The 15,807-nt window shown below is 36.3% G+C and carries 15 protein-coding genes; 9 read left to right on the top strand and 6 right to left on the bottom strand.

Features of this window, described 5'->3' with window-relative positions; all coding sequences use genetic code 11:
• Positions 1–108: 108 nt before the first annotated feature.
• Positions 109–2,712 carry an alanine--tRNA ligase gene (gene alaS / locus FN817_RS19655; RefSeq protein ID WP_142719418.1) on the bottom strand — a complete coding sequence of 868 codons (2,604 nt, stop codon included), beginning with the start codon at positions 2,710–2,712 and terminating at the stop codon, positions 109–111.
• 232 nt (positions 2,713–2,944) lie between these two features.
• Here alaS and FN817_RS19650 point away from each other — a divergent pair, with 232 nt between their 5' ends.
• From FN817_RS19650 to msrB, 4 genes are all read left to right on the top strand, one after another.
• Positions 2,945–3,499, top strand: coding sequence for an RNA polymerase sigma factor (locus tag FN817_RS19650; protein WP_142719417.1), 555 nt, complete (start codon positions 2,945–2,947; stop codon positions 3,497–3,499).
• Positions 3,500–3,504: 5 nt separating this feature from the next.
• Positions 3,505–3,774, top strand: a complete 270-nt coding sequence (locus FN817_RS19645; protein ID WP_142719416.1) for a hypothetical protein — start codon at positions 3,505–3,507, stop codon at positions 3,772–3,774.
• 80 nt (positions 3,775–3,854) lie between these two features.
• A complete protein-coding gene (locus tag FN817_RS19640) occupies positions 3,855–4,298 on the top strand; it encodes a DUF417 family protein (RefSeq protein WP_142719415.1) in 444 nt (147 codons plus the stop codon).
• 17 nt (positions 4,299–4,315) lie between these two features.
• Positions 4,316–5,413 (top strand): peptide-methionine (R)-S-oxide reductase MsrB, encoded by a 1,098-nt coding sequence (gene msrB, locus FN817_RS19635; RefSeq protein WP_142719414.1) that lies wholly within the window; start codon positions 4,316–4,318, stop codon positions 5,411–5,413.
• A gap of 42 nt (positions 5,414–5,455) precedes the next feature.
• On the opposite strand, the gene FN817_RS19630 is transcribed toward msrB, so the two are convergent.
• From FN817_RS19630 to FN817_RS19620, 3 genes are all read right to left on the bottom strand, one after another.
• On the bottom strand, positions 5,456–6,106 hold the full coding sequence (locus FN817_RS19630) for a hypothetical protein (protein ID WP_142719413.1): 651 nt from the start codon (positions 6,104–6,106) through the stop codon (positions 5,456–5,458).
• Between the two features lie 101 nt (positions 6,107–6,207).
• Positions 6,208–7,053: an ABC transporter permease gene (locus FN817_RS19625; protein ID WP_047423691.1), complete on the bottom strand. Its 846-nt coding sequence runs from the start codon at positions 7,051–7,053 to the stop codon at positions 6,208–6,210.
• A gap of 2 nt (positions 7,054–7,055) precedes the next feature.
• Complete coding sequence (locus FN817_RS19620) at positions 7,056–7,958, bottom strand: ABC transporter ATP-binding protein (protein WP_142719412.1); 903 nt, start codon at positions 7,956–7,958, stop codon at positions 7,056–7,058.
• 116 nt (positions 7,959–8,074) lie between these two features.
• Here FN817_RS19620 and FN817_RS19615 point away from each other — a divergent pair, with 116 nt between their 5' ends.
• The 5 genes from FN817_RS19615 to FN817_RS19595 all read left to right on the top strand — a co-directional run bounded on the left by FN817_RS19615 (position 8,075) and on the right by FN817_RS19595 (position 13,116).
• Positions 8,075–9,430, top strand: a complete 1,356-nt coding sequence (locus FN817_RS19615) for an ATP-binding protein (protein ID WP_142719411.1) — start codon at positions 8,075–8,077, stop codon at positions 9,428–9,430.
• Between the two features lie 49 nt (positions 9,431–9,479).
• On the top strand, positions 9,480–10,586 hold the full coding sequence (locus tag FN817_RS19610) for an NAD(P)/FAD-dependent oxidoreductase (protein WP_142719410.1): 1,107 nt from the start codon (positions 9,480–9,482) through the stop codon (positions 10,584–10,586).
• Between the two features lie 17 nt (positions 10,587–10,603).
• Positions 10,604–11,098 carry a hypothetical protein gene (locus FN817_RS19605; protein ID WP_142719409.1) on the top strand — a complete coding sequence of 165 codons (495 nt, stop codon included), beginning with the start codon at positions 10,604–10,606 and terminating at the stop codon, positions 11,096–11,098.
• Between the two features lie 123 nt (positions 11,099–11,221).
• Positions 11,222–12,334: a peptide chain release factor 2 gene (gene prfB / locus FN817_RS19600; protein WP_047423685.1), complete on the top strand. Its 1,113-nt coding sequence runs from the start codon at positions 11,222–11,224 to the stop codon at positions 12,332–12,334.
• An 86-nt stretch (positions 12,335–12,420) separates the two neighbouring features.
• Complete coding sequence (locus FN817_RS19595) at positions 12,421–13,116, top strand: DedA family protein (protein WP_047423683.1); 696 nt, start codon at positions 12,421–12,423, stop codon at positions 13,114–13,116.
• 329 nt (positions 13,117–13,445) lie between these two features.
• Here FN817_RS19595 and FN817_RS19590 read toward each other — a convergent pair whose 3' ends face one another.
• Positions 13,446–14,315 (bottom strand): alpha/beta hydrolase, encoded by an 870-nt coding sequence (locus FN817_RS19590; RefSeq protein WP_142719408.1) that lies wholly within the window; start codon positions 14,313–14,315, stop codon positions 13,446–13,448.
• Positions 14,316–14,367: 52 nt separating this feature from the next.
• Positions 14,368–15,759, bottom strand: a complete 1,392-nt coding sequence (locus tag FN817_RS19585) for a serine hydrolase (protein ID WP_142719407.1) — start codon at positions 15,757–15,759, stop codon at positions 14,368–14,370.
• Positions 15,760–15,807 lie beyond the last annotated feature (48 nt).

Here is a 15,807-nt window from a genome sequence, read left to right as displayed (position 1 = left end):
GAGGGTTTCTTGCGTCCTTAGCGTTAAATAAAAGATAATAGTTAAAACTAAAACCGGCTGTCTCAAAATGAAACAGCCGGTTCTAATATTTATAATAGGTATCCTATTTTAGATATTCAAAGCTTTTTGGTAAGCATTTTCTAACCCTTCAAGGTTTTTACCACCTGCTGTTGCAAAACCTGGGTTTCCACCACCACCACCTTGGATTTCTTTTGCAAGATCCTTTACGATAGCGCCAGCCTGGTAATCGGCAGCCAGATCATCAGAAACTCCAACAGTAATCATTGGTTTTCCGTCTGCATCAGAAAGAATGATCGTTACAGAAGCAGGGATTTCTCTCTTCAGCTGGAATACGATGTCTTTTACAGAACCTGCATCCAAGGAAGTTTTCTTCACAAGAAGCTGCTTGTTGCCTTTCTGCTCATAAGCATTTTTCCATTCTCCGATTTCTCCTTTTGCTTTTTCCTTTTTAAGGGCGTCTACTTCAGCCTTCAATGACGTATTTTCTTCGATCAGTTTCTCGATAGATCTTACAACATCTTTAGACTTTAATAATTGAGAAAGTTCAGTGATCTGTTTTTCAAGATTGTTGAAATATTCCTCAGATTTATCTCCTGAAATCGCCTCAATCCTTCTGATTCCCGCAGCAGCAGAACCTTCAGAAGTGATTTTGAAATGACCGATTTCGCTGGTGTTTTTTACGTGAGTTCCTCCGCAAAGTTCCTTTGAACTTCCAAACTGGATCATTCTCACATTGTCACCATATTTTTCACCAAATAAAGCCATTGCTCCTTTCTCCAGAGCTTCCTGAATAGGAATGTTTCTGAATTCCTGTAAAGCAATACTTTCTTTGATCTTTTTATTTACTTTTTCTTCAATTAATGCCAGTTCTTCTTCAGTCATTTTGTTGAAATGAGAGAAGTCGAAACGAAGATAGTCAGGACCTACATAAGAACCTTTCTGCTCTACGTGAGTTCCTAAAACATCTCTTAAAGCCTCGTGCAGAAGGTGAGTCACAGAGTGGTTGGCCTGAGAATTTTTTCTTTCTGAAGCATTTACTTTAGCATAGAAAACTGCGCCTGCATCTTTTGGAAGGCCGTTGATCAAAGAAATGATTAATCCGTTTTCTTTTTTGGTTTCTAAAACTTCAAAGCTTTCGACTGCATTCTCAAGAACACCTTTGTCTCCAACCTGTCCACCACCTTCAGGGTAGAAAGGAGAGCTGCTTAGTACTACCTGGTAAAATTCTCCGTCTTTATTTTCTACCTTTCTGTATCTGGTAATATACGTTTCAGATTCAGTCTGGTCATATCCTACAAAGGTTTCAGGCTTCGATTCAAGATTTACCCAGTCATATACTTTCTGAGCAGAATCAGCTTTGGAACGAAGTTTTTGTTTCTCCATTTCAGCTTTGAAACCTTCTTCATCAATGGTCAGCCCTTTTTCTTCAGCAATAATTCTTGTTAAATCGTCAGGGAAACCGTAAGTATCATACAGCTCAAAAACTTCTTCACTTGGTAGTACTTTCTGATTATTGGCTGTTGTCTGCTGGATCAGTTTTTCAACTCTGATCAGACCGTTTTCAATTGTTTTTAAGAATGAATCTTCTTCACTTTTGATAACTTCAGCAACCAGTTTTCCCTGTTTTTCAAGTTCAGGAAAGAAAGGTCCCATTTGCTCCTGAAGAACAGCCACCAATTTGTAAAGGAAAGGCTCTTTCATATCCAGGAATCGGTAAGAATAAGAAATTCCTCTTCTTAAAATTCTTCTGATTACATAACCGGCACCTCCGTTGGAAGGTAACTGCCCATCTGCAATAGCAAAAGAAACCGCTCTGATGTGGTCTACCACAACACGGATGGCAATATCTTTTTCGTCTTCTAAGATTCCGGTATATTTCTTACCTGAAAGTTCTTCAACCTTAGCAATAAGCGGAGTGAAAACATCGGTATCATAGTTGGAAGATTTCCCTTGAAGCGCCATACAAAGACGTTCAAAGCCCATTCCCGTATCCACGTGCTGAGCAGGAAGCTTCTCTAACGATTTATCTGCTTTTCTGTTGAACTCCATGAAAACCAGGTTCCATACTTCTACAACCTGTGGATGGTCATTATTTACCAGCTCAAGTCCTGAAACCTTAGCTTTTTCTTCCGGTGTTCTCAAGTCAACATGGATTTCTGAACACGGTCCGCATGGTCCGCTTTCACCCATTTCCCAGAAGTTATCTTTTTTATTTCCGTTGATAATTCTGTCTTCTGCAATGTGAGATTTCCAGAAATCATAAGCATCCTGATCTCTGTCCAGATTTTCAGAAGCATCACCTTCAAAAATCGTTACGTATAAATTTTCTTTTGGAATTCCGTATACTTCAGTCAGTAATTCCCAGGCAAAAGCAATAGCCTCTTTTTTGAAGTAATCCCCGAAAGACCAGTTTCCTAACATTTCAAACATGGTGTGGTGGTAAGTATCTCTACCCACATCATCCAGGTCATTGTGTTTCCCTGAAACTCTCAGACACTTTTGTGTATCGGCAATTCTAGGGGCGGTAGGCGTTTTGTAGCCAAGGAAAAAATCCTTGAACTGCGTCATTCCGGAGTTGGAAAACATAAGGGTAGGGTCGTCTTTCAGCACAATAGGAGCTGAAGGAACAATAAGATGCCCCTTATTTTTAAAATAGTCTAAAAATTTTTGACGTATTTCTTGTGATGTCATAGTATTGCTTTTGCTTTTTTAAATATCAAATTTTTGATAAGATGCAAATTTAAGATTTTTAAGCGATTTGTAATAATTTTATGCTATGTTTTGAATGGTGCCGGATTTTGATGATGAATGCTCCTGACTAAGTTTATAAAGCCTAAAACCAATGATCATTATTTAATTTTGCAATTTCCCACTTAACTTACTACCTTCGTCACCATCTGATTAAGATAAAATATCCTTTTCTATGACAAAAGATGAAGAATTGAAAAGCTGGATAGAACAGTATTCAGGGCCACTTTTGAAGCGGGCACTGTATGTACTTTCTAATAAGGAAGACGCACAGGATGTTGTTCAGGAAGTTTTTCTTGCAGCCTATTCAGGATATGATTCTTTTGAAGGAAAAAGCAATCCTCTTACCTGGCTGATGGCTATTCTGAACAGGAAAGTTGCAGATTTTTACCGGAAAAAATATAAATCGGAACCGAATATAAGACTTGATCATTTCTTTGATGAAACGGGATCGTGGAAAAATAATGATGTTTTAAATGACTGGAATGTGTCAGGTGATGGAGATGAACTTTTAGACAACAGTGATTTTAATAAAACATTAGAAGAATGCATCGAGGAACTGCCATCCAAATGGAAGATTCTGTTGAAAATGTACTATATAGAAGAAAAAAAAGCTCCGGAAGTAAGTCAGGAATTGAATGTTTCTACGACTAATCTCTGGAAGATTTTGCAAAGAAGCCGTATGCAGCTCAGAGAATGCCTGGAGTTTAACTGGTTTTCAAGATCGTAAGTAAAATGATAAAAGAAATATTACATAAATTATTTTTACCATGTAGTGAAGCCACTTTACTGATGGAAAAAAGGAATGCCCAATCTATTTCTGCCAAAGAAAACAGGATGTTGAGCATGCACCTGATGATCTGTAAATGGTGCAGAATGTATAAACAAAAGCTGGAAATTCTGGATAAAGTTTTTAAAAAAACTTTTTCTGAAAAAGAAACTGAAATAAATGAGTTTGAAATTCAGGATTTTAAAAATAAAATGATCGATAAATTGAATTTCTAGGAAAAATTCTGTCAGGATTGTAAAAAGGCTCCGACTATACTATTGAAAACAATAAAGTATTCAATTAAAATCTTAAAAACATGGTCGGAACAGTACAGGAAACTAACAATCAATTCACCCGGGCCGGGTATTATATCTCCCTCTTCGGAGCAGCTCTTATTTTGCTGTGGATCGGTATCTTCAAATTTACCCCTACAGAAGCAGCCGCAATAAAACCTTTGGTGGAAAACCATTTCTTAACTTTTTTCGTATATAAGATTATGAGCGTTCAGGCAGTGTCAAATCTTATCGGAACGATAGAAATTATCATTGCATTACTCCTGATATTTAGTGCGAAATTTGCTGTACTGAAGAAGTATGCAGGAATTGGAATGATAGTCACCTTTCTGGTAACCTTAAGCTATTTGTTTACAACACCGGAAATGTGGAAAGTGGTGGACGGAGTGCCTGTGACAGATTTCTTTATTGTAAAGGACCTGATGCTCTTAGGATTTGGATTGATGCTCGTTCAAAATAATAAGTAATGAATAAAAAGGTAAAAATGAAAAATATATTAATTGTACTCGGAATCATTCTGGGTATAGCAGTTTTTGCTGCAGGATCCGGGCTTTTTAAAAAAGCGAAGCATAATGAAGTGGAAGTAAAAAAAGAAAATGAGAAAATTATGGATAATAAAAACGTTAAAGAGATTTATTTTGCAGGGGGATGTTTCTGGGGAACAGAACATTTTTTTCAACAGATTCGTGGAGTTGTAGGAACAGAAGTGGGCTATGCCAACGGGAATACTCAAAATCCTACCTATGAAGAAGTAGTAAGCCATACAACAGGTTTTGCTGAAACAGTGAAAGTGAAGTATGATCCCGAGCAGGTAGATCTGAAACTGTTAATTGACCTTTATTTTAAAACCATTGACCCTACCAGTAAAGATCAGCAGGGAAATGACAGAGGAAACCAGTACAGAACAGGAATCTATTTTACCAACAAAACAGATGAAGCTATTGTAAAAGATGAGGTTCAGAAACTGGCAAAAAACTATAATAAACCTTTATTGGTAGAAACTATTCCACTGAAAAACTTCTACAGAGCAGAAGATTATCACCAGGATTATCTGGATAAAAATCCGGGAGGCTACTGCCATATTGAACCGGGACTTTTTGAAATGGCCAAAAAAGCCAATCCGCTTCCAAAGCCAACGTATCAAAAACAGGATAAAAAAGTTTTAAAAGAAAAACTGACTGCAGAACAGTATAATGTTACGCAGGAAAACGGCACAGAAAGACCTTTTCAGAATGAATACTGGAATGAAACCCGCGAAGGAATTTATGTAGATATTACCACAGGAGAACCTTTGTTTATTTCTACAGATAAATTTGAATCCGGCTGTGGATGGCCAAGTTTCTCAAAACCAATTACAAAGGCTTTGATTGATGAAAAAATGGACCGTACCCACGGAATGACCAGGGTAGAAGTAAGAAGTAAAACCGGTGATGCCCACTTAGGACACGTTTTCACAGACGGCCCTGCAGACAAAGGCGGACTTCGTTACTGTATCAACAGTGCTTCGCTGAAATTTATTCCGAAAGCTGAAATGGAAACAAAAGGATACGGAAAATATCTTCCGTTGTTAGATAAAAAGTAATGTGAAAGGAAGGCTGCCAAATGGCAGCCTTTTTATTTTGAATTAATGATATAGTTGAAATTTTTCTTTGATGCTGAGCATGGAAATATTTAGAAATATCAGAAATCCAAAAATAAGGTAGGAGGTTTCTTTGGAAACAGTAGTAAACAAGTTAAAGATTTTCCCATAGCGGGTAGATTCAAAAATATTCACAGTTTCTGCTGGTCCCCAATCTATGGTATCATTACAAAGTAAACATTCATATTCAAGCGGTTGAGCATTAGGGTCAACATAGCTGTAAACAGCAAAAATATGTCCTGATTTCTCCAGATCAACGGCATATTGATCTTGTTTGGCTATCGCTAAATCATTCAAAACAGATACAAAATCACCATAGGTACTATTTTGATCTAAAATAAATTCAATACCAGACTCTTTCTCATTTCTTTTCTGGAGATTTTTCAGTTCAGAAACATATAATTTTGAATTTTGCTTGGCTGTGCTTGGTTCTATTTTAATTTTTTTGTAATTCCAGTTTCTGTAAGGTTCAAAGCTTAAAGGAGACGCTTCTTTTCCTGATTCATTTTTAGGTGGCAACCATATATCAATGACATTGAGGTTAATTTCCTCAAATTTCTGATTTCCATAATACCAAAACAGAACAGGAATCAGTATGGCACTGATTAACCCGGGTACGTAGAATATTTTTTTCATGGTTAGTTTTTAGCGAAACCTAATGAAAATTTTAAGCCAAAAAAGTGATCCGAAACGAACCACTTTAATTTTTTTGAATCTTTAATTCTAATCATTGAAACCTACCAATCTCTTTTTCTCAGAATCCAGTACGATCCGAATATGAATAGAGCAGACCAAACCAGGCAAGCAATAAGGCTTTCTGTAGGGTAGTGGAATTCATATTTTACGCCCATCATTTTCACCATATTTAATCTCATCATCGGATTAGGAATAAGGCTGGACATACTTTCCAACGGTAAAAGATGCGTGATGAAAAAGTCATTCTGAAGAATTTCATTCCTTTGCGGCCCCTGCATCCCTTTTACTTTTGAGAATACTTCCACGGCAGTTAAAATTCCTTCGCCAATCCAGAAGACAAAAAGAGCAAGAAATACAAACACCGATTTTCTCAGTAAAATAGAAAGAAACATTAAGAAACAGAAGAAAGTGAACAGTTTTACAAAGTAATTTCCAATAAAGAAAATCTCAGCAACAACCTTTGCAGATTCTTTTGTATTTGAATATTGATAACCAAGGAATATAGTAATACCCAATACAATCAACGTTGAAACGATCGTGAAAATACTTATTGTCAGCAGCTTTGAAGTGATAAATTCTTTTCTGCTTAATCCATCAATCGTATTCTGCTTAAACATTCTGTTGCTGAATTCCTGTGAAATAGAGAAGACAATAATCAGTCCCAGGAAAATTTTCAGTAAAGCGACAATCCATGTGGTAAAGTTCCAGATTTCCGGGAAATTATAAATTCCCTGCTCTTTTAAATTAATGGTTCCTCCGAAAATATCAAAATCAACCAATCCAATGAAAAGCAAAGCAATAAGAATAGCGAAATATAATATGGTAAAAACTTTGAACGGCTTATAGTTCAGGTTTTTGTAGTATTCCAGTTTTAATAATTTTATCATGATTAGTTGGTGTTTTTTACAAGTTCAAGGAATTGAGATTCAAGAGAAAGTTTTTTCTTGGCCAAATGAGATAAGAAAATCCCTTTCTCAGCCAGTTTCTGATTCAGTGCCGAAGCAGAAATTGATGCATCATCACGGATCTGAGCTTTAATATAATCTCTGTCCTGATTGACAAAACTAAACCATGGCAGCTCATTCAACGTGTTGAAAAGAAGTGTATTATTATCTGCTTTCAATTCAAAATATCCGTTGTTGGAAGTCATTTCATCCACTCTTCCGCAGTAGATGGAGTTTCCTTCTTTCAATACAATCACATGGCTGCAGATTTTTTCAATTTCATCCAAAAGGTGGCTGGCAATAATGATCGTGATTCCCTGTTTGGCAATATCACTGATGATTTCTCTGATCTGAATAATTCCTTCCGGATCCAGTCCGTTGGTCGGTTCATCCAATATCATTACTTCAGGGTTGTTCAGCATCGCTGAAGCAATAGCAAGACGTTGTTTCATTCCCAGAGAAAAGGTTTTGAACGTATCTTTTCTCCTTTCAAACAGGTTTACGGTTTTCAAGACTTCATCAATCCTTGAATAAGGAGCATTTTTAATTTCTGCTACAATTTTAAGATTGGTTTCTGCACTTAAATAAGGGTAAAAGTTGGGTTGTTCAATAATTGCTCCGATCTTTTTTAAAGTTTCCGGATCAGTTCCCTTTTTACCAAACCAGAACCAGTCTCCGCTGGTAGGATTGATGGTTGAAAGCAACATCCCGAAAGTAGTGGATTTTCCGCTTCCATTCGGACCCAGAAGCCCATAAACATTTCCTTTTTCAACGTCAAAAGAGATATTGTTAACCACAACCCTTTTGAATTTTTTCGTTAAATTTTTTACTGATAAAATCTTTTCCATGTAATTTGTTTTACATAGTAGTAGTCTATATAAATTAGATAATGTTACAGAATTATCATAAATCAATGTCAATTTATTTGTAAATACATTAAATTTGATAGAATTAATCAATACTTATGAAGCTAATTGAACTGGCAGAAGAACTGAATGTTTCTGCAGAAGCCATAAAACAGTTTATACAGGATTTCGATCTTGAATTGGTAGACTGTGTCAGTACGAATTTTGAAGTCAAAGATGATTTTGAAAAATTTGCCCGCGAAAACGTAGATTTTTTAAGATTATATGAAAAAGATCTGGACAAAAATAAAACGCTTGAACAGATTGCCAAAGTCATCAATCAGCCTAAAGACAAGGTAGAAAAGGTGATTAAAGATAACAACCTCAATATTTTTGATAACGGTTTTTTCAAATCCTCCATATCAAGTTATGGAATTGATAATAAATTAGGCGGAAATTATAAGTTTGTCTATGATTATTTCGGGAGTAAAACCAGCCTTCAGCAAAGAGATTTTATAGGATACAGAGATCTGTTTTTTTATACCTCTACTGTTCTGGAACCCTTCCTGAATCCACAGCAGATCAAAGATTGGGGAATCAATAAGCCTGCGGGAATTATTCTGTACGGACCTCCGGGAAGTGGTAAAATATTCTGGGCGAATAAAATTGCTGAGATTATTGGCTATCAGTTTAAAGAAGTCAAGAAACATTATCTGGGAACTTCCTTGATTGACGGAAATGAAATCAACTTCAGTGATTTTCTTTTAAGTATGATGAAAGAAAATAAAATGCTGCTCTTCATGGATGATTTTGATGAAATTATGATGCAGAGAAGAGCCGAAACAGATATTGCTTCCTGCAATCTTGAAGCTCAGGAGCTTATCCTTCATTATATCGGAAAATTTGAAAAAGAAGGCGTTCTGATGGTTGGCTCTGCCAATTCTGTTTCAGAAATTGACGAAGAAATTCTGGCTCCGGGAAGATTTGATGTGATGATTCCGATCTTTCCTCCCAACGCTTCAGAGCGATCAGAAATCATTTTATATGCCATGACCAGAGGATTAGAAGAGGATTCTTTACTCTATAAAATACTTAAAAACAACAAAGCAGATAAAATTCCTTTCTGGCATGACATCTCATCAAAGATGAAAGCATTCAGCAACACGATGCTGATAGATTTTACCCAAAGTTTAAAGAAAAGAATTAAAAATCTCTATCAAAGAACCAGAAATGAAAAGCTAAAGATTGATCAGGATCTTTTGAACGGAGCACTTAGAGATGCTGGTTCAAAACTTACGGAAGAATATCTGGATCAGGTAGCGAGATTCCTTGCGGATGCTATTATTAATAATTTTGATGATTTTAAGTTCAGGATTCAGGCATTGAAGAGCGAACTGGAAACCTACAGAGTGGTTGAAGAACCACAAAGAGCTATCGGATTCCAGCATAATGAGGAGGAAAAAGATAAAGGGTAGGTGATTTAGGTTTATAGAATAATTACTCATCATTCATTACTCATTACTCATGAACAGCATTTGGGAATTGGACACTTTCTACAGGAAAAGAGATATCATTATCATTGGTGCCGGGTTTTCCGGGCTTTGGACAGCCATATTCATCAAGGAGAAGTATCCTGAAAAATCTGTTCTCATCATTGAACGGAATGCTATTCCATTGGGAGCTTCAACGAGGAATGCCGGGTTTGCCTGTTTCGGAAGCCTTACCGAAGTTATTGCTGATTCAGAGAAAATGGGCTGGGAAAAAACGCTGGAGCTTGTTAAAATGAGATTTGACGGACTTCAGAAAATTCAACATTATTTTAAAAGTGATGAAATTGATTTTGAACTTACCGGAGGTTATGAAGTTTTAAATACTGAAGAACCTTTATTCCATATTGATTCCGTTAATGAAAAGCTGAAAGCAATAACCAGTCTGGATCAAACATATACTCTCAAACAGGACAAAATACAGGAATTCGGGTTGGGAAAATCGTCATTTCTGATTGAAAACCCTTGTGAAGGAAGTCTGCATTCAGGGAAACTGCTGCAGAAACTGCTTGAAAAGTGTCATGAGCTGAAAGTGGAATTTTTATTCGGAAGAGAAGTTGGAAATATTGAAGAAACAGCCCATGAGATTGCGGTTGGTCTTCCTGATAGTCTTTCCGTAAAAGCAGATAAAATAATCTATTGTACCAACGCTTTCACTTCCACATTCCTGGAAAAAGAAAATATCGTTCCTGCCCGCGGACAGATTCTTCTGACAGAACCCATAGAAGAATTGAAGCTGAAAGGAACTTTTCACTATGATGAAGGGTATTATTATTTCAGGAATATAGGAAACCAGGTTCTGTTGGGAGGCGGAAGAAATCAGGATTTTAAGACAGAAGAAACAACGGCTTTTGAAACGACAGAATTTTTACAAAATCACTTGGAAAATTTTTTAAAAGAAGTCATACTTCCTTATACAGACTTTAAAATAGCACTCCGCTGGTCAGGAATAATGGCTATGGGCGAGGAAAAATCACCCATTGTAAAACAACTTTCAGAAAGACAGTTTTGCGCAGTAAGACTTTCAGGGATGGGAGTTGCCCTGGCTCCTAAGATGGGCGAAATAATGGCTGATATGATTTAAAATAAAGAGGTGTACCAATGAAATACTTACCTTACGAGCGTATTACTTACAAAACAAATTTATCCGAACAGGAAGTTTTAACAAGACTTTCCGGCTTTGTAGAACCCAAAAAATTCGGTTTAGGGAGAAATCCCATGAAGGATTATGAAGGTTTCGTCAATAAAAATAGCTTTGAAATCAGCAAAGTTATTCAATATAGAAATTCTTTTATTCCTCAAATAAACGGTAGAATTCAAAATGACAATGATGGGACACAAATTCAGGTGACCTTTTCATTACATGCATTTGTAACCTTTTTTTTAATAGTTTGGTGTTCATTTGCCCTGATTTTCTTCGTAGGTGTGTCCATAAGAGATATAAGAGAAAAAGAAATATCTGTAGAATTTTTTCTTCCTTTATTTATGCTCTTGTTTGTCTATGCTTTAACTATGGTAGGTTTCAAATCGGAAAGTAAACAATCAAAAGAATACCTTAAAAGAAGCTTTGAAGCCGAAATCATCAGAGAATCGTGAGTTCTGATTAATTTATGAAACTTTAATAAACCTCTAACCCGACTCAAAACTTTAACCCCGGAACTTTAAACTCAAAATACTCCACTCTAAAAGAATTCCTTATTTTTGTAAAAAGAAAAATTCGTGATTAACAACGACCAGATAAAAGAAGTTCAATCCAGGATTGAAGACTTACACAGATACCTTCAGATTGAAAAAAAGAAGATAGAAATTGCCAATGATGATGAAAAAACAGCAGCTCCTGAATTTTGGGACAACCCGAAAACTGCTGAAGCATTCTTAAAACAGCTTCGTTCCAAGAAAAAATGGGTGGAAAGCTATGATGAAATTCAGACTCAGTTTGAGGATATACAGGTTTTAGTGGACTTTGCTAAAGAAGATCCGGATTCTGAAAAGGAACTGGATGAGACCTTTCCGCAATTGGTAGAAAAAATTGAGGATCTTGAATTCAAAAACATGCTTTCCAATGAAGGTGATGAGCTTTCTGCTGTACTTCAGATCACCGCTGGGGCAGGAGGTACAGAAAGCTGCGACTGGGCGGCTATGCTGATGAGAATGTACACGATGTGGGCAGAAAAACAAGGATATAAAATCCGTGAGCTGAACTTTCAGGAAGGTGATGTAGCAGGTGTGAAGACCGTTACCCTGGAAATTGAAGGTGAATTTGCTTTTGGATATTTAAGAGGTGAAAATGGAGTGCACCGTTTAGTAAGAATTTCGCCTTTCGACAGCAATGCGAAACGTCATACCAGTTTTGTTTCCGTATATGTTTATCCTTTGGTAGATGATACGATCGAAATCAATATTAACCCTGCCGATATATCTTTTGAAACGATGAGGTCTTCCGGAGCAGGAGGGCAGAACGTAAACAAGGTAGAAACCGCTGTACGTCTTCGTCACGCACCAACCGGAATTATCATTGAAAACTCAGAATCCCGTTCTCAGCTTCAGAATAAAGAAAAAGCAATGCAGCTCCTTCGTTCAAGACTATATGAAATGGAACTTGAAGAGCGTATGAAGGCAAGAAATGAGATAGAAGCCAACAAAATGAAGATCGAGTGGGGAAGCCAGATCCGAAATTACGTAATGCACCCTTACAAATTGGTAAAAGATGTGCGTTCAGGTCATGAAACTTCAGATGTGGATGCGGTAATGAACGGAAACCTTACTCCATTCTTAAAAGCATTCCTGATGGCCGATGGGACCGCAGTTTCCGATGATGATCTCGATTTATAAAAATCATGTTTGAATTTTAGTTAAAATCTTATAATTAATTTTTGTTTCAGATATTTTAGACTTACTTTTGTTGTTCATCGATATTTATGGAAGATTTCAATAGCTGGAAGGATTTATTAAACCCGGAATTTTATATTAAAATGGGAGGGTTTTGGCTTATTTTATTCATTGTTTTTGCCGAAACAGGTCTTTTTGTAGGGTTTTTCCTGCCTGGAGATTCACTTTTGTTTGTTTCGGGGATTTATGCTGTTGAAATCATCAAAGAGACTTTTGGATCTACAGGAAGCGATTTCCTAGATACTACATTATTAGCTTCGGGAGTAGCTCTTGCCGCTATTATTGGAAATGAAGTTGGATATTATTTCGGAAGAAAGGCCGGGCCTGCTTTATATAAAAGACCGGATTCAATGCTTTTCAAGAAAAAATACCTTTACCAGGCTCATGACTTCTTTGAAAAACACGGAGCATTAGCAATTATTATGGCTAGATTCTTACCTGTTGTAAGAACTTTTACCCCCATTGTAGCAGGAATTGTGAAGATGGATAAAAAAGAGTTTTTAAGAGATAATATTATTGGTGCTGTATTATGGTCGTTCATTTTGATCTTTGCCGGACATTATCTGGATAAACTGTTTATGGAGCAGTTTGGAATCAACCTGAAAGAGAAGCTGGAATATATCATTATTGTGATTGTTTTGGTGACAACACTTCCGGTGATTATTAAGTTTGTTTTCGGAAAAAAAGATGATTTTTCCAAATATGAAAACAACGATTCTGAATAAGAAATAATTCAATCAAAAATATACAGCCGTCTCAGAAATGAGGCGGCTTTTTTATGTAAGAGAAATGTTTTTTTACCAAGCAAAGCTCGCAAGGTTATTATTATGATCCGTTACTTTTCGTTCGCAGAGGCGCTTCACTTAGCTAAGTAATCTACTTTGCTGAACGAAGTGTCTTTGCGATCGATATATAAGCTTTAAAATTTCTTTGCGAACGTAACGTTTTTAAATACATCTAGCAGGCGAAAATTTTTTATGCTGGATATTTAAAATATTTTTATGAACGAATTGTTTAAAATAGTAGTTTAATTATTTATTGCATTAAATAACAGCTATTTTTTAATCCATTCCAGAATGTTGGGATAGATAATGCTGTCCCTTTTTCTTTTACTGAAGAACCTTGGGGCATGGCCTGCTCCCTTCATGAAGATAAACTTGTGCGGAATATTCATTTGGGTAAGCGCTGAGTCCATGGCAATTCCCTGATGCTGATTGACCAAAAAATCATTGTTACCCTGAAACAACAACGTAGGAACATTGGTAATATTCGCAATAGGGCTTGCTTCTTTGAAGGCTTCAGAAACATTTTTCCGTTCAAACTTACTGCCTACTACCTTTTGAAAAGTGGGAGAAGTATATTTAGAATAAAAAGATTTAAGATACTCAGAGCTGTAAAAATCTGTTGGTCCACTGAGAGAAATAATCTTTTTGATCTGATCAGAATGCTGATATCCGTAAAGCAACGCCAAATGTCCGCCGGCACTTTCTCCCAGAAGAATATAATTATTGGGCTGAAGCTCTGCTTTTTCCGTTAAAGAATTGAATTTTTCAATCGCCAGGCCAATATCCTCAAGCTGTTGCTTATAAGTGATTTCTTTCTTTGCAGAAACCAACCTATAGTTCATATTGATACTGGGAATTCTGTTTTCAAAAAGCATTTTCTGGACCTGTATCATGTGTTCTTTTTTACCTAAAGTCCAGGCACCGCCATGAACGATAAGAACCACAGGAGAATCTTCAGCATAATCTTTGGGAAGAAAGACATCCATTTTCTGTCTTTTATGCTCACCGTATTTTAAATTGTAAATTTTCTGCTGGCCTCCGGTACCTACCCAGACTCTGAACTTCGTATTGCAGGACTGCAGCAGAAAACCGAAGCATCCCATTACGAAAAAATGATACCTGAGAATGAGCTTTTTCATTAATTAAATTTACAAAAAAATTGATGTCTTGTCAATGATAGATATCAGAATATTAAAGTTTTTCAGCGGTTTTTGATGAAAGTCCTTTTTTGATGCTGATAACATCTTTTTCTCCTTTCTTGATAATGAAAGAAATTTCGCTGTCATCATCCTGAAGGAAAAACAGATCCTCTTTTTCAGCCAGCATTCTCACTTTGGGAATAGTATCGCTCTGAATAAAAAGCTGACCGTTTTCGTACAGAATATGAATAATACTGTCGTCCGAAAGCTTATAATTACCTGCATATTTTTTAAGTAAATCAGTACTTAAAGTGACTTCTTTCTTAGGCTGGGGAAGAGTATAGCTTTGATCTAAAAGGGCTGCTAGAATAGTGTTCCCAGCTTTTTCCAGCTTTTTACTTGTGATATTATTCAAAAGGATAATGCTGAGGTCCTCTTCAGGAAGCATGGCAAAATAGCTTGTAGAACCTTCTATATTTCCACCATGGTTGATGAGTTTTTTACCATACAGACCATCAATAAACCATCCGTAACCATAGCCGCTCAAATAAGGTGTTGTGGCCTTTTTAAATGTTTCTTTGGATACAATTTTATAATCTTTTAATCCTTTATAATAATTGTAAAGGTCTTCAGCAGTACTGTAAATCTGTCCTGCAGGACCTGTTAATGTAGAATTCCAGACTTCTGTTTTTTCCTGTTTTGTTTTTGAAATATATGAATAGGGAACTGTTTTGTATGGACTTTTCAGAGCCAGATAATTAAATCCGGTGTGAGTCATCTTCAGAGGGTTTAAGATGTTTTTTCTTATCGCATCTTCATAAGGAAGGCCCGTTATTTTCTCAATAATAATTCCCAGCAGAATATATCCTGAATTGGTATATGAGAATTGGGTACCCGGTTCAAAAGCCAGAGGTTCGTTTTTAAAATAAGAAAGCTCTTTATCTCTGGTAATACTTTTTCCGGTGTGAAGCAGGCTGAAATACTCTTTATTTTGCAATACTTCATAGATACCAGAAGTGTGGGTAAGCAGATGCTCTATCGTGATTTCATTTCCTCTCGGATAATCGTGAATAAACTTTGAGATGGGATCATGCACAGAAAGTTTTCCCTCTTCACTTAATTTCATAATCATCAGAGCTGTGAAAGATTTGGTCAAAGAAGCAATCTGATAGACACTTCCGTTCTGATTGGGTATCTTTTTTTCTGCATTTTGCCAGCCGTAAGACTTTTCAAAAATGATTTTATTCTGATAATGGATTAGAGCCGTTCCATTAAATTTATTGATAGCTGCGTATGCCTTTATGATACTGTCTATTTCCTGCTTTTTCTTTTCCTGATCAATAATGCTGATATTCTTTTCAGTCTGGGCTTTTAAAGGAGAACAGGATATGCCGAACATAATAATAGAACATATTAAGGCTAAAACAGAGGATTGACGTCGCATAGTATCAGATTTTTAAAACGGTTAAAAGTAAGCAGATTTTTGTTATGT

The organism is Chryseobacterium rhizoplanae, from assembly GCF_900182655.1.
Classification (GTDB): Bacteria; Bacteroidota; Bacteroidia; order Flavobacteriales; family Weeksellaceae; genus Chryseobacterium; species Chryseobacterium rhizoplanae.
This window is presented reverse-complemented; position numbering and strand designations above follow the sequence as displayed.